This window comes from Streptomyces asoensis, assembly GCF_016860545.1.
In the GTDB taxonomy this organism is placed as follows: Bacteria; Actinomycetota; Actinomycetes; order Streptomycetales; family Streptomycetaceae; genus Streptomyces; species Streptomyces asoensis.
On sequence record NZ_BNEB01000003.1, the window covers coordinates 1,869,023 to 1,883,980 of the forward strand.

At 72.9% G+C, this 14,958-nt stretch carries 11 protein-coding genes; 4 read left to right on the forward strand and 7 right to left on the reverse strand.

Features of this window, described 5'->3' with window-relative positions:
- Positions 1-61 precede the first annotated feature (61 nt).
- On the reverse strand, positions 62-2,371 hold the full coding sequence (locus Saso_RS21005; RefSeq protein ID WP_189928661.1) for a peptidoglycan recognition protein family protein: 2,310 nt from the start codon (positions 2,369-2,371) through the stop codon (positions 62-64).
- A 259-nt stretch (positions 2,372-2,630) separates the two neighbouring features.
- Here Saso_RS21005 and hemB point away from each other — a divergent pair, with 259 nt between their 5' ends.
- Entirely contained in the window at positions 2,631-3,623 is a 993-nt protein-coding gene (gene hemB / locus Saso_RS21010; protein ID WP_189928660.1) for a porphobilinogen synthase, read from the forward strand.
- Positions 3,624-3,675: 52 nt separating this feature from the next.
- Here the strand turns inward: hemB and Saso_RS21015 are convergent, their stop codons facing one another.
- On the reverse strand, positions 3,676-4,434 hold the full coding sequence (locus Saso_RS21015; protein WP_189928659.1) for a DUF4232 domain-containing protein: 759 nt from the start codon (positions 4,432-4,434) through the stop codon (positions 3,676-3,678).
- A 188-nt stretch (positions 4,435-4,622) separates the two neighbouring features.
- Here Saso_RS21015 and Saso_RS21020 point away from each other — a divergent pair, with 188 nt between their 5' ends.
- Positions 4,623-6,017, forward strand: coding sequence for a helix-turn-helix domain-containing protein (locus tag Saso_RS21020; RefSeq protein WP_189928658.1), 1,395 nt, complete (start codon positions 4,623-4,625; stop codon positions 6,015-6,017).
- 22 nt (positions 6,018-6,039) lie between these two features.
- Here the strand turns inward: Saso_RS21020 and Saso_RS21025 are convergent, their stop codons facing one another.
- Complete coding sequence (locus Saso_RS21025; protein WP_189928677.1) at positions 6,040-6,252, reverse strand: hypothetical protein; 213 nt, start codon at positions 6,250-6,252, stop codon at positions 6,040-6,042.
- A 233-nt stretch (positions 6,253-6,485) separates the two neighbouring features.
- Between Saso_RS21025 and Saso_RS21030 the strand changes: the two genes are divergently transcribed.
- The gene (locus tag Saso_RS21030) at positions 6,486-7,805 is read left to right on the forward strand and encodes an aminotransferase-like domain-containing protein (protein ID WP_189928657.1); all 1,320 of its coding nucleotides are present in this window, start codon (positions 6,486-6,488) and stop codon (positions 7,803-7,805) included.
- Between the two features lie 18 nt (positions 7,806-7,823).
- On the opposite strand, the gene Saso_RS21035 is transcribed toward Saso_RS21030, so the two are convergent.
- Both Saso_RS21035 and argS read right to left on the reverse strand, forming a co-directional pair.
- Positions 7,824-8,639, reverse strand: a complete 816-nt coding sequence (locus Saso_RS21035; protein ID WP_189928656.1) for a DUF4253 domain-containing protein — start codon at positions 8,637-8,639, stop codon at positions 7,824-7,826.
- A gap of 112 nt (positions 8,640-8,751) precedes the next feature.
- A complete protein-coding gene (argS, locus tag Saso_RS21040) occupies positions 8,752-10,521 on the reverse strand; it encodes an arginine--tRNA ligase (RefSeq protein WP_189928655.1) in 1,770 nt (589 codons plus the stop codon).
- 141 nt (positions 10,522-10,662) lie between these two features.
- Between argS and lysS the strand changes: the two genes are divergently transcribed.
- Entirely contained in the window at positions 10,663-12,405 is a 1,743-nt protein-coding gene (lysS, locus tag Saso_RS21045) for a lysine--tRNA ligase (protein WP_189928654.1), read from the forward strand.
- Positions 12,406-12,491: 86 nt separating this feature from the next.
- Here the strand turns inward: lysS and Saso_RS21050 are convergent, their stop codons facing one another.
- The gene (locus Saso_RS21050) at positions 12,492-13,790 is read right to left on the reverse strand and encodes a DUF2637 domain-containing protein (protein WP_203833536.1); all 1,299 of its coding nucleotides are present in this window, start codon (positions 13,788-13,790) and stop codon (positions 12,492-12,494) included.
- Between the two features lie 76 nt (positions 13,791-13,866).
- Positions 13,867-14,865: a DUF3558 domain-containing protein gene (locus Saso_RS21055; protein WP_189925530.1), complete on the reverse strand. Its 999-nt coding sequence runs from the start codon at positions 14,863-14,865 to the stop codon at positions 13,867-13,869.
- Positions 14,866-14,958 lie beyond the last annotated feature (93 nt).

Below are 14,958 nucleotides of genomic sequence, written 5' to 3' on the forward strand. Positions count from 1 at the left end.
GCGGCCCCGTACCCGGCTGGACCGGGTACGGGGCCGCTGTGCGTCCGGGCCGTGGCGCGGACTACTTGAGGTACACCAGGCCGTCGGTCGTGACGGTCGGGCGTCCGGCGGTGCCCACGACGACGATCTTGACCGTGTGCTTGGCCGCGGTGGTCCAGGTCTTCGTCCAGACCGCCTGGCGGTACAGCGTGGTGGCCGATTTCAGGTCGACGGTGGCGGCCTTCGCGCCGTCGACGTAGACGTAGGCCTGGCCGGAGGTGCCGGCGCGCGAGACCGCCCAGGCGACGGAACGGCCGGTGAAGGTCCAGGTGAGGGCGGCTCCCTTGGTGCCGCTGGAGTAGGACTTGCCGCCGAGGTAGCTCGTGGAGGAGCGGGCGGTCCAGCTGCCGGACCTGGTGGCCGAGGTCTCCTGGAGGATCACGGGGGTGAAGGAGGACGAGGCCGTGCGCGCGTTGCCCGCGTAGTCGGTGGCCCGCATCGACCAGGTGGTCGCGGCGCCGGGCTTGGCCGTACGGCTGGAGGTGGTCACCGTCGGGCCGAAGGTCGCGGCGGAGGGCGTCAGCAGCTGCACGGAACGCAGCGCCTTGTCGTCGGTGGCCTTCCAGCCGAGGGTGACCGGTACGGCGGTGGCGTCGATGGTGCCGGTGCGCAGGGAGAGCTTCGGGGCGGTGGTGAAGACGGGGAGCGTCGTGTCCGCGACGACGGTCAGTGCGGCGGTCGTCGCCGTCCGGCCCGACTGGTGCACCGCCCGCACGGCGAGGGTGTGGCCGCCCGCCGGGAGGGTGGCGCTCGCCGAGGTCGCCGTGCCCGCCGTGGTGGCCACGGCCTTGCCGTCGGCCAGCAGCTCGAAGCGGGAGACCAGCGCGGAGGGGGTGGTCGCCGACCAGTTCACGGTGACGGCGCCGCGGGTGTGGTAGGCCGAGCCCGACAGGGTCGCGCCGCCGGCCACCGAGGTGATCTTCAGACCCTGCACCGGGCCTGCCGCGAGGGCGCGGACGGCGGGCAGCTGGTCGTAGAGCAGACCGCCGGGGCACTCCGTGTTGTAGCCGTCGCGGTGGCCGGAGATCCGGTCGAAGGCATACGAGGTGCCCGCGGTGAAGCTCGTGCCGGACAGGTTCTTCTGGGTGGCGCCCGCGGTGAGCCGGCCGGTGCCGGCCGGGTCGATGCCGTACTGGCCCAGCTTCCAGGCGGCGAGCCGCGCGATGGAGGTCAGCGCGGCGTCGGTGCCGGCCGTCTTCGTGTGGTCACCGATCACGGCGACGGCCGCGGACTCCCGGTTCCAGCCGTAGGTGTGGGCGCCCAGCACCGGCAGGCCGACGCCGCCCTTGCGGCCCTCGTACAGCGTGCCGCACTTGTCGACGAGGAAGTTGTAGCCGATGTCCTTCCAGCCGCTGACCTGCACGTGGTACGCGTAGATGCTGCGGATGACCGACGGCGTCTGGTCGCAGGTGTAGTCGTTGGTGCCGTCCGTGTGGTGCACGAACATCACCTGCACGTCCTTGTTGTACTCCGGCGCGTCGGGGCTGATCGACTCGTCGGCGCCCCACTCGGCGCGCGAGCGGATCGGCGGCCGGGGCACGGTGGACGGCGGCTCGGCGGGCGCGGGCGCGGCGGTGGGCGTCGGGCTCGCGGTCGGGGACGCGGAGCCCGTGGGGTCGGTCCCGGTCGCCGGGGGCGTGGGGTCGGCCGGGGAGGCGGTGACCGCGCCGGTGGGTTCCGCGGAGTCCGTCGGCACGGTGGTGACCGTGTCGGACGGGGAGGGCGGGGCCGGGTCGGTGGGCCCGGCCGGCGAGGCGGAGGGTTCGGCGGACGCGGAGTCCGTCGCGCCGGGGCTCGGCTCGGTGACGAAGCCCGCGGGCTCGGTGCCCGCGGTGCCGGTCGCCGTCGTACCGCCGGCCACGCCCGGGTCGACCAGGTCGACCCGCAGGCCCTCGGGCAGGGGGGCCGTGCCGCCGTCCTCGCGGGCGACCCGTACCTGGACGCCGTCGGAGGGGCCGACCCAGACCGGTTCGGAGGCGCCGCGCACCTTCGGGCCCGGTGTGTCCAGCGGGTCGGCGTCGAGCCCGAGGTCGTGCCAGGCGCTCCACTCACCGGTGGCGACGCCGCGGGTGCGTACCTGCGCGGTGCCGGAGAGCCGCTCGGCACCGCCGTTCCAGGTGACGCCGAGCAGGGAGAAGGGCTCGGTGTCCGTGCGGGGCAGCTCCAGACGGCCCGGCGATGCCCCCTTCAGCGTGAGGTCGTAGACCTTCACCGGCCGCTCGGGCCGGGCCTGCGGGCGGGCGGACGGGTGGGCCACGGCGTAGGTCACCACCCCGCCGCCGCCCACGAGCACCGCGCCGAGCGTCAGCCAGGCCCTTCTGCGCAATCCCATCGGTCTGTACGCACGCGTTGTGCTGCGACCACGTCGACCCACGACGAAAACCCCACCCCTGTAAGCAACCGGCAACGATCGGACGGGGCCGCTTGACACTTGTACGGCCCACGTAAAGCAAGCGGTGTCCGGCCGGAAAACATCACACCTGGCCGGATCCCGCTCGTGCGGAGCGCCGCGCAAGGCGGGGTGCGGGGGGTGCCGAGGGCCGACGGGGCGTCGGCAAAGGGGGTGCCGGGGCGGGCGTAGCGTAGGGGGCATGACGAAGTACGGATCCTTCCCCGGTACGCGTCCCCGGCGGCTGCGCACCACCCCCGTCATGCGGCGCATGGTCGCGGAGACCCGGCTGCACCCGGCCGACTTCATCCTCCCCGCGTTCGTGCGGGAGGGCGTGAGCGAGCCCGTGCCGATCCAGGCCATGCCCGGCGTCGTGCAGCACACCCGGGACAGCCTCAAGAAGGCCGCGCTGGAGGCCGTGCAGGCGGGGATCTCCGGGATCATGCTCTTCGGCGTGCCGGAGGAGTCCAAGAAGGACGCGCTCGGGACGCCGGGGACGGATCCGGACGGCATCCTCCAGCTCGCCATCCGCGACGTGCGGGCCGAGGTCGGGGACGACCTGCTCGTCATGTCCGACCTGTGCCTGGACGAGACGATCGACCACGGGCACTGCGGGGTGCTGGACGACGAGGGGCGCGTCGACAACGACGCCACCCTCGAGCGGTACGCGGAGATGGCCCAGGTCCAGGCCGACGCCGGCGCCCATGTCGTCGGGCCCAGCGGGATGATGGACGGGCAGATCGGGGTGATCCGCGACGCCCTCGACCAGATCGGGCGGGAGGACGTCTCGATCCTCGCCTACACGGCCAAGTACTCCTCCGCCTTCTACGGCCCCTTCCGGGAGGCCGTCGGGTCCTCGCTCAAGGGCGACCGCAAGACGTACCAGCAGGACCCCGCCAACCTCCGTGAGTCGATGCGCGAACTGGCGCTGGACCTGGAGGAGGGCGCCGACATGGTCATGGTGAAGCCGGCCGGACCCTACCTGGACGTGCTGGCCCGGGTCGCCGACGCCGTGGACGTGCCGGTCGCCGCCTACCAGATCTCCGGCGAGTACTCGATGGTCGAGGCCGCCGCCGAGAAGGGCTGGGTCGACCGCGACCGGGCGATCTTCGAGACGCTGACCGGCATCAAGCGGGCCGGGGCGCGGAACATCCTCACCTACTGGGCCACCGAAGCGGCCCTGAAGCTGCGGTAGCCGGCCCTGGTGGCCCGCTCCGGTGGTCCGGCCGGGCCGTTCCGGCCGGGGCTCACCAGCTGAGCGCGTCGTCCCGGTCCTGCTGCCAGTACGTCACCGTCAGCGAGCTGTCGTAGTAGACGCCCTTGGCGGGCAGGGACGGCATCGCGGAGGCACCGCCGTCGCTGTTCGGGGTGTAGCCCTGGAAGGCGACGGCCAGCTTCTTCGCCGTCGTGCCCCCGTCGCCGCTGCCGTCGGCGGCCGAGAGCAGGACCCCGGCGTAGCCGGACTCACCGGGCGCGAGACTCGTCACCGCCTGCGGCTGCGTCTCCTCGGCGGCCTGCGGCGCCCACTGCATCTCGTCGAAGCGCAGCACCGGCCAGTAGGTCAGGTCGCACAGCTTGCTGCCGGTGTTGGTCACCGTGATCAGCATGTGGTTGAGCGGCCGGGCCAACGGCTGTGCGGTGACCTTGGTGTTCGAGCCGTTGCACAGGACACGGGACGCGGTGCCGCCGGTGCCCGTGCCCTTCCCGGTGCTCTTTCCCGTGCTCGTGGCGGTGCCCTTGCCGATGCCCTTGCCGGTCGAGCCGGACGTGCCGTCAGCCAGGTCCGAGGAGGTGCCGGCCGGCTTCGTGTCCGCGCCGGTCGCCGAGCCGGCGGCGGAACCGGACGCGGCGCCGGGCCCCGTCTGCTGTGCGGTGGCCGTCGACGAGTCCGACGCCGGCTGTGACGCGCCCTCGTCCTGGACGCCCGTCCCGTTCTGGCACGCCGTGAGCGCGAGGGCGGTCAGGGCGGTGACGGCGAGCAGGTGGCGGGTGCGGCGGATACGCATGGTGAAGTCCCTCTCCGGAAAGCCGGGTTGAAGCGGCGTGCTTGGATGGCCAAAGCTTGTGGGGGGATCCGTCCCGTCCGCCACGACCGGCGGACGATCAGGGACGCTGGAATGCCGGCACCGGGTCCGACCTGGGAGAACAGACCGTCCCTGGAACGCGGGGACGGGACACGGGGAGTGGAGGAACGGTGTCGGCGACCGAGTTCGCGGAGCTGCTGCGGGAGCTGAAGGAACGGTCCGGGCTCAGCTACGGGACGCTCTCGAAACGGCTCCACATGAGTACGTCGACGCTCCACCGCTACTGCAACGGGGACGCCGTCCCCACCGACTACGCGCCCGTCGAGCGGCTCGCCCGGCTCTGCAAGGCATCGCCGCAGGAGCTCGTCGAGCTGCACCGGCGGTGGGTGCTCGCGGACGCGGTGCGGGGCAGGAAACCGGAGCCGAGGGGCACGGCGGGCACCGGCGCCGCCGGGACCGGACCCGGTACGCCCGACGCCCACGCCACGCCCACGGCGGAAGCCGAGGGCGCGGGAGCCGCGGGAGCCGGGGGAGCCGGGGGAGCCGAGGGCGCGGAAGCGGGAGGAGCCGGGGGAGCGGAGGGTGCGGAAGCCGGGGGAGCCGGGGGAGCCGGGGGGGCGGCGGGTGGGGGTGGTCGTCGGGTCCGGCGGTCCCTGGTCCTCGCCGGGGCAGGTGCCGCGGCCGCCCTCGGCTCCGTCGTACTGGCGCTCGCCCTGACCCTGCCGGGCGGCGGGTCCGGCGACGGGGACGACGGCCGCCCGGCGGGGAACGGGACGTCCGTGCAGGGCAGGGGAGCGCAGGGCACCCCCTCCTCGCCTGCGTCCGCCTCCGCCTCCGTGTCGGTGAAGCCGTCCGCCTCGGCCCCGGCGGCGGGGCCCGCCTCGCCGTCCGCCTCCGCGGCAGCCTCCTCGGCGGCGCCGGGTACGGACGCGGGGGCCGGTGACTCCGTCCCGCTGACGGTCAGCACCCGCCCCTACGCCTGGATCGACCCCTGTAGCCAGCACTACCTGATCGAGCGGGGGCCGGAGGGGGTCAAGCCGCCGCCCGTGGAGCAGGACGCGCCCGCCTGGGTGGCCCGGCACAGAGCGGTGTCGGCGGGCGAGCAGTTCGTGCAGATCACCGTGCAGGGGACCGGCGAGAAGACCGTCGTGGTGGAGAGCCTCACGGTCCGGACCGTCGCCAAGGCCGCGCCGCTCGCCTGGAACGACTACGCCATGGGATACCCGGGCGTCGGCTGCGGCGGCGGTATGCCGACGCGCGCCTTCTCCGTCGCGCTCGACGCGGCCCGGCCGTCGCTGGTGCCCGAAGCGGGGCACAGGGACTTCCCGTTCACGGTGAGCGAGTCCGACCCGGAGGTCTACTACGTCACCGCCGACGCCTCCGCGTACGACGTGCGCTGGTACCTGGAGCTCGCCTGGTCCAGCGGCTCGCGGCACGGCACGGTGACGATCGACGACGAGGGGAAGCCCTTCCGCACCAGCGGGAACAACGGACGGCCGGACTACGAGTTCCCGCTCGGCGGGTTCGCGTGGAACCGGGTGGGGGCCGCCACCGCGACGCCGTGACGGCACTGCCCGGCAGGACGCCTCACCGCTTCAGGGTGCTGGAGCCCGACGGGCCCTCGTCGCGCAGGCCCTGGCCGTCGTGGCACGCGGTGAGGGTGAGCGCCGCCACGGCGGTCAGCGCGGCGGCGATCAGACGGAGTCGTCCGCCTGCGCGGCCGTTTCCGCCCCTGCGGCTGCGGCTGCGGCTGGGGCTGGGGCATAGGGGGCGGTCGGGGTTCGTGGGGCGTGTGGGCATGGGGTCAGCCTGGGGTGCGCGGACGCCCGGCTTCCAGATCCGCCGCGCAAGTCGGGACGCCCCGGCGGTCCCATGGTCTCTGAGCTGCGGGAACGTCGACGGGCCGGGACGGGATCCGGGACGGCGGTCCGTCGTGCACCTTCCTTCGGGACCCGGTCCGGACCCCTTCCGGCCCGCTGTCCACATGGCAGAATCCCGCGTGTAGAGGGCATGTATCTCCCTAGGGTGCGGGCATGACTGTCGCAGCCGCGTCGCCGAGCGCCTCCACCTCCGGCCCTGTTCCCGCCTCCGCCTCCGTCCCCGCGCCCGGCCCTTCGCCCGCGGCCGTCGCCGCCTCCGCTCCCGTGCCCGTTCCCCTTCCCGGGCGGGCCGCCCTGCCCGCGCTGGCGGCCCGGGTCCGGGTGACCGGCGGTTCGCCCGTGCGGGACATCCTGGCGGTGACCGCCCGTCCCGAGGTGATCAACTTCGCGGGCGGACTGCCCGCTCCCGAGCTGTTCGACCGCGAGGGCGTGGCCGACGCGTTCCGGTACGCGCTCCAGGAGACCCCGGCCCAGGCCCTCCAGTACGCCACCACCGAGGGCGAACCGGTCCTGCGCGAGCAGTTGGCGGCGCGGACCACGGCACGGGGGCTGCCCACGGGCGCCGACGACCTCCTCGTCACCACGGGATCGCAGCAGGCCCTGTCCCTGCTGGCCACGGCACTCGTCGACCCCGGCGACACCGTCCTCGTCGAGGCCCCCTGCTACCTGGCCGCCCTCCAGGCCTTCGGACTGGCGGGAGCGCGGATCGTCGCCGTGCCCTGCGACGAGGACGGCCCCGACCCGCAGGCGCTCGCTGAGCTGGTCGTCCGGGAGCGGCCGAAGCTGTTCTACACCGTCCCCGCCTTCCAGAACCCGACCGGCCGCACGCTCTCCGCCGGGCGCCGCGCGGCCCTCGCGTCCGTCGCCGCCCGGCACGGCCTGTGGATCGTCGAGGACGACCCCTACGGCGAACTCCGCTACGAGGGCGAGCGCGTCGACTGGATCGCCGCCCACCCCGACGCCCGCGACCGTACGGTGCTGCTCGGCTCCTTCTCCAAGGTCATGGCCCCCGGCCTGCGGCTGGGCTGGCTGCGCGCTCCGGCCGAGCTGCGCCGGGCCTGTGCCGTCGCCAAGCAGGCCGCCGACCTGCACACGCCGACCGTCAACCAGCTCGCCGCGGCCCGCTATCTGACCGCCTGTGACCTCGACGCGCACGTGGCCCGGGTGGCCGCCGTGTACCGGGAGCGCCGGGACGCGCTGCTGGCCGGACTGGCGGACGCCCTGCCGCAGGGGTCGGTGTGGACCCGTCCCGAGGGCGGCATGTTCGTCTGGGCCCGCCTCCCCGAGGCGTACGACACCACGGCCCTGCTCCCGCAGGTCCTCGCCCAGGACGTGGCGTACGTCCCCGGCGCCCCCTTCTACGCCGGGGAACCGGACCGCGCGACCCTGCGCCTGTGCTTCGTGACCCAGACCCCGCCCGAGATCGAGGAGGGCCTGCGCAGGCTGGGACGGGGGCTCGGTGTCCTCGGGTAGCCGGGGGCGGGGCCGGGGTCAGTCCCACCAGAAGGTCCACAGGGGTGCGTCGACCAGTTCGGCGGCATAGGCGCGCAGGGTGTCCGGGCCGTGCGCGGTGGCGGTGTCCGGGCAGAACGCGAAGTGTTCCGCCGCCACCCGCTCGGCCTCGGCCGGGGTGGTCGGCGGAGCCGCGACGGACACGACCAGCGTGTCGAAGCCGAGTGCCACCACCCGTATGCCGAAGCGGTCCTCCCAGGAGCGGAGCACCGCGCACAGCCGGGCGACGTCGTTCTCGTGGTTCAGCGGGCCGGTCCAGCCGATCGCCGCCGGGATGTCGGCGGAGCGCCGGGCCGCGACCAGGGCGAGATGCGGCTCCTTCGGCCAGGGCCGGGTGCCGTCCGTCAGGGAGTCGGCGACGGAGGCCGCGCGGGCGGCGGGGGTCGCGGTCGGCGTGGCGGCGGGGGCCAGGCCGGGCCAGTCAGGGCCGAACGGCTCCAAACGCGCGGGCAGTTCGTCCTCCGCGTCGCCCTCCCAGTACTCCGCGAGGACCTCGTCGGCGTCATGATCGCCCGGGTACGACATGTCGCCCGGCATCAGCTCCCACCGCGCGGGACCGCCCTGGGAGCCGCCCAGGTCGACGAGGACCGGAAGCAGGCCCGCACGGGCGGCCTGCGCGCCGAGGGCCCGCCAGGTGCCGGGCGAGGCCGGCTGCTGCGCGTGCCACAGCAGCGGCTCGTGCCAGGGACCGTCCTCGGTCTCGTCGATCAGGCTCCCCGGGGGGAGTTGCAGCCCCAGGGAGCGGCCGCTCGGGTCGGTCGTGAGCCCGGGCAGCGGGTTGGGAAGAGTCGCCATGCCGGTGACTGTAAGGGCAGCCACCGACAACGGCCGCCCGCCGACGGACGGCCCGCTCCATGCCGGAGGGCGGCACCCCGGCCGGGATGCCGCCCTCCGCAAGCCGTCCGGCTCAGAGCTTGTCGGGCGTCCGGATGCCGAGCAGGGCCATGCCCCGGTGGAGCGTGCGGCCCGTCAGGTCGACCAGGAACAGCCGGTTCTCGACGACCTCCGGCGCGTTGTCCGGGGACAGCACGTGGCACTGGTCGTAGAACGTCGTCAGGTGCGAGGCCAGCTGGTACAGGTACGCGGCCAGCTTGTGCGGCTCGTACGCCGCCGCCACCTCGTGCACCGTCTCGCCGAACTGGTCCAGGTGCAGGCCCAGCGCCCGCTCGGCCGGGGCCAGTTCCAGCTCCGGGTGGGCGGCCGGACGGGCCTCGCCCGCCTTGCGCAGGATCGACTGGATCCGGGCGTACGCGTACTGGAGGTAGACCGACGTGTCGCCGTTCAGCGAGACCATCTGGTCCAGGTCGAACTTGTAGTCCCGGACGGCGGACGTCGACAGGTCGGCGTACTTCACCGCGCCGATGCCCACGTACCGGCCGTTCTCGGCGACCTCCTGGTCGGTCAGGCCCACCTTGTCGCGCTTCTCGCCGACGACGGCCGTCGCGCGCTCCACCGCCTCGTCGAGGAGGTCGACCAGCTTGACCGTCTCGCCCTCACGGGTCTTGAACGGCTTGCCGTCCTTGCCGAGGACCGTGCCGAACGCCAACTGGTGCGCCTTGACACCGTCGTTCAGCCAGCCGGCCCGGCGCGCCGTCTCGAAGACCATCTTGAAGTGCAGCGACTGGCGGGCGTCCACGACGTACAGCAGCGTGCTCGCCTTGAGGCCGAAGACCCGGTCGCGGATCGCCGACAGGTCGGTCGCCGCGTAGCCGTAGCCGCCGTCGGACTTCTGGACGATCAGCGGGACCGGTTTGCCGTCCGGGCCCTTGACGTCGTCGAAGAAGACGCAGAGGGCGCCGTCGGAGCGGACCGCGACCCCGGACTCCTCCAGGAGCCGGCAGGTCTCGGCGAGCATGTCGTTGTAACCCGACTCGCCGACGATGTCCTCGTCGTGGATCTCCATGTCCAGCTTCTCGAAGACCGAGTAGAAGTAGATCTTCGACTCGTCGACGAACTTCTGCCAGATCGCGAGCGTGTGCGGGTCGCCCGCCTGGAGGTCCACCACCCGGCGCCGGGCACGCGTCTTGAACTCCTCGTCCGCGTCGAACAGTTTGCGCGCGGTCTTGTAGAGGCGGTCGAGGTTCGACATCGCCTCCTCGCCGCTCACCCGGGACTCCTTGTGGTCCAGCTCGTGCGGGTGCTCGTCCAGGTACTGGATGAGCATGCCGAACTGGGTGCCCCAGTCGCCGATGTGGTGCCGGCGCACCACGTTCTCGCCGGTGAACTCGAGGATCTGCACCGTCGCGTCGCCGATGACCGCCGAGCGCAGGTGACCGACGTGCATCTCCTTCGCCACGTTCGGCTGGGCGTAGTCGATGACCGTCGTGCCCGGGTGCCCGGCGTGCGGCACGCCCAGGCGGTCCGCGTCCGCGTAGCGCGCCGCCAGGTTCTCGGTGATCGCCCGGTCGGTGACCGTCACGTTCAGGAAGCCGGGGCCCGAGACCTCGACCTCCTTGATCACGTCACCCGTGACGACCCGGGAGACGACCTGCGTCGCCAGTTCCCGCGGGTTCGCCTTCGCCTTCTTGGCCAGCGCCAGGATGCCGTTGGCCTGGAAGTCGGCCCGGTCGCTTCGTCGCAGCAGCGGGTCCGCGCCGGCGGCTTCCGGCAGGGTGGCCGAGAGGGCGGACGTCAGGTGCTGTTCGACGGAGTGGCTGAGGGACGTGACCGGGGCCATAGGAGTGGGTGCCGTTTCTCCTCGTGGGGATGGATGGGCACAGCCAGTATCCCATGGGGGGTAAAGCGGTTTTCCCGGGCGCGGGGCCGTCTGGGACAATGAAACGCACTTCAAACCCGGAAGCCTTCAGAACAAGAGGACGTGCCGATCGTGGCTCTGAGCACCGAGACCACCGACTGGGTCTCCCGTTTCGCGGATGAGGTCATCGAGGAGTCGGAGCGCCGGGCCCCGGGGAAACCGGTCGTCGTCGCCTCCGGACTCTCCCCGTCGGGGCCGATCCACCTGGGCAACCTCCGCGAGGTCATGACCCCGCACCTGGTCGCCGACGAGATCCGCCGGCGCGGCCACCAGGTCCGGCACCTGATCTCCTGGGACGACTACGACCGCTTCCGCAAGGTCCCGCAGGGCATCGACGGTGTCGACGGGTCGTGGGCCGAGCACATCGGCAAGCCGCTGACCTCCGTGCCGGCGCCGCTGGGTTCGGCGTACCCGAACTGGGCCGAGCACTTCAAGGCCGCGATGGTCGGCTCGCTGGCCGAGCTCGGTGTGGAGTTCGACGGGATCAGCCAGACGGCGCAGTACACCTCCGGCGTCTACCGCGAGCAGATCCTGCACGCGATGCGGCACCGCGGTGACATCGACGCGATCCTCGACCAGTACCGCACCAAGAAGGCCCCCGCGAAGAAGCAGCAGCAGAAGCCGCTGGACGAGGCCGAGCTCGAGGCGGCGGAGGGGTCGGGCGCGGCGGGCGAGGACGACGGCTCGTCCGGTTCGGCCGGCTACTTCCCGTACAAGCCCTACTGCGGCAACTGCGAGAAGGACCTCACCACGGTCACCTCCTACGTCGACGACACCACCGAGCTGTCGTACACCTGCACCGCCTGCGGATTCGCCGAGACCGTCCGGCTCAACGAGTTCAACCGCGGCAAGCTGGTCTGGAAGGTCGACTGGCCGATGCGCTGGGCGTACGAGGGCGTCGTCTTCGAGCCGAGCGGCGTCGACCACTCCTCGCCCGGGTCCAGCTTCCAGGTCGGCGGCCAGATCGTCGGGATCTTCGGCGGCAAGCAGCCCATCGGGCCCATGTACGCCTTCGTCGGCATCAGCGGCATGGCCAAGATGTCCTCGTCCAAGGGCGGTGTGCCCACCGCCGCGGACGCGCTGAAGATCATGGAGCCGCAGCTCCTGCGCTGGCTCTACGCCCGCCGGCGTCCCAACCAGTCCTTCAAGATCGCCTTCGACCAGGAGATCCAGCGGCTCTACGACGAGTGGGACAAGCTGGACGCCAAGGTCGCCGAGGGCACGGCCCTCCCGGCCGACGCGGCCGCCCACTCCCGCGCCGTCGGCACGGCCGCCGGCGAGCTGCCGCGCACCGCCCGCCCGCTGCCGTACCGCACGCTGGCCTCCGTCGCCGACATCACCGCCGGACACGAGGACCAGGCGCTGCGGATCCTCTCCGAGCTCGATCCGGAGCACCCGCTCGGCTCCCTCGGCGAGGCCCGTCCGCGCTACGACAGGGCGGAGGCGTGGATCAACACCCATGTCCCTGCTGACCAGCGCACCATCGTGCGCGGCGAGCCCGACGCCGAACTGCTGAAGTCCCTCGACGAGGCCTCCCGGCAGTCCCTGCGGCTCCTGCTCGACGGCCTGGCCTCCCACTGGTCCCTCGACGGCCTGTCCCACCTCGTCTACGGCGTCCCGAAGGTGCAGGCGGGCTTCTCCGCCGACGCGGGCCCCAAGGAGCTGCCGCCGGAGATCAAGACCGCCCAGCGGACGTTCTTCGCCCTGCTCTACCACCTGCTGGTCGGCCGGGACACCGGCCCGCGCCTGCCCACCCTGCTGCTGGCCGTGGGCCAGGACCGGGTGCGGACCCTGCTCGGGGACTAGGACACGGCAAAAGAAGGGGCCCCCGCACCGACCGGTGCGGGGGCCCCATTCGTGCTGTGTGCCGTGCGCCGTGTGACCGGGCCGGGCTACGCGATGTGGTCCTCCTCCAGCTCCGCCGTGTGGCGCTGCTGGAAACGCTCCGCGAGGTTCTTCAGCTCGCTGGGGCTCATGGTCGTGCCGTAGGTCGCCTGGATGTTGTCGCCGAGGACGCGCGGCGTGGGGTAGCTGCCGTCGATCGACTGACGGAACACCTGGTAGTAGGCATCGTCGTCGGGCTCGGGCGGGCCGCCGCCCTCACCGAGCTCGCGGCTGCGGCCCGGGACCACCGGGATCGGGAACGAGCCGGTCTCCTCCGGGGAGGGCTCCTGGACGGGCGGCTCCTCCAGGTACTGGTCCTGGTACTGCTCGGCCTGCCGCTGCTCCTCGTACCACCGGTCGTACTGTTCCGAGGGGTCGTACGTGGGGTCGTAGCCCCCCTGGTACGCCACCTCGTGCGGCGCCTGGAACCAGGGGCTCTGCTCCTCCTCGGGAGCGGGCGCGTAGCCGGCCTGCGCCGGCTGCTGCCGCAGCGGCTGCGCCTGCCGGGCCTGCTGCGCCGCGGGAGCCGCCTCGACGGCCCGGATACCGGGGTCGGCCGCCGCCAGCTGCTGCTGGGGCACGGCCGCCGTCACCTGGGCCGCGGGGAGCACGGGCGGCTCTATGCCCGCCGCCGCCAGCCCCGCCGGGGCCGTCTCCGCGAGCGGGACGCCGTAGCGGGCCAGCCGCAGCGGCATCAGCGACTCCACCGGGGCCTTGCGGCGCCAGGCACGGCCGAAGCGCGAGCGCAGCCTCGCCTGGTAGACGAGACGTTCCTGCTCCAGCTTGATCACCTGGTCGTAGGAGCGCAGCTCCCACAGCTTCATCCGGCGCCACAGCAGGAAGGTGGGGAGCGGGGAGAGCAGCCAGCGCGTGATGCGCACGCCCTCCATGTGCTTGTCCGCCGTGATGTCGGCGATCCGGCCGATCGCGTGCCGGGCCGCCTCGACGGCCACCACGAACAGGATCGGGATCACCGCGTGCATGCCCGTGCCCAGCGGGTCCGGCCAGGCCGCCGCGCCGTTGAAGGCGATCGTCGCCGCCGTCAGCAGCCAGGCCGTCTGCCGCAGCAGCGGGAACGGGATGCGGATCCAGGTCAGCAGCAGGTCCAGGGCCAGCAGGACGCAGATACCCGCGTCGATGCCGATCGGGAACACGTACGAGAAGTTCCCGAAGCCCTTCTCGATGGCCAGCTCCCGGACGGCCGCGTACGAACCGGCGAAGCCGATGCCGGCGATGATCACGGCGCCGGTCACGACCACGCCGATGAGAACGCGGTGCATCCGGGTCAGCTGTATTGGCGCGGACACCCGTACTCCCCTCCCCTTGCGTGTTCTTGCGCGCAACAGGGTGGCACATGTGTGCGGCGCACGTGTTGCCGGTCTGTCAGCTCTTCGCGGAAGCGGAAGTCTTCGGGGCCGCTGCCGCCGCCTTGGACGCCGTCGCCCCGGGGGTCGCCGAGGCCGAACCGGAAGCCGTCCTGGACGGCGACGCCGACGGCGCGGAGGACGCCGACCCCGACGGGGACGGGCTCGCCGGGCTCTTGCCCGAGGTGTCCGAACTGCCGCCGCCACCCTCGCCGTTGGCCGACTGCACGGCAGCCACCGCCTCCTTGGCCGCCTTCTCCGCGGCCTTCGTCAGGGTGTCCGCGCTCGGCGACTTGTCACCCGCGAGTCCGGCTCCGTTGTAGTCGAGCGTGACCACGACGTTCTCGACGCGGGCCACGACCGTCTGCTGCTTGAAGGCGCCTTCCGACTTCTTCAGGTCGTAGTGCACCGAGGTGGCCTCGTCGCCCGTCGCGGCGGCCGGCTCCGACTTCACGTTCTTGGCGCCCGACACCGCCTGGGAGTCCTTGACCTGCTTGGCGTAGTACGCCTTCGCCTGGGTCTCGCCGTCGCCGGTCGTCGCGTCCGACTCGAAACGCAGCAGGGAGACGTTCAGCCAGCGGAACTGCGAGCCCTTGACGCCGTTGTTGGCCAGGCTGGACCAGGAGCAGCTGGCCCGGGCGGCGGTGTCGCTGGACGTCCCCTCCTTGCCCTTGGCGGCGCCCTTCGGCACCAGCTCCGTCAGCGTCTTCTTCGACACCACCGCGCACGCCTCGGGCAGCTTCTTGTACGCCGCCGCCTGCACGGTCGGTGCGGCGCTCGCCGCGGAGCCGGCGTCGGCGCCGGAACCGGCACCGGTGGAGGCGGCGGAGTCCTTCGTGTCGTCGCCCGAGCCGGAGTCCGAGGAGCAGCCGGCGGCGATCAGCATCACCGGGACGGCGACCACCGCGGCCAGCAGGCGGCTTGCTCCGCCGGTCCGCCTCACTCGCTCGGCACGCTGCTCGCGCTCGTCAAACTGGCCGTCTCGCTGGGCTCGTCGCTGCATGGTTCCTTCACTCATGACGCTCGTGGTTCCTGCGGTCGGATCGGGTCCGAGGGGCCACCGTAGTCGGTGAAGAAGCTGTGCGGCTCCGCTTCGACGGCTTCGCGGGGC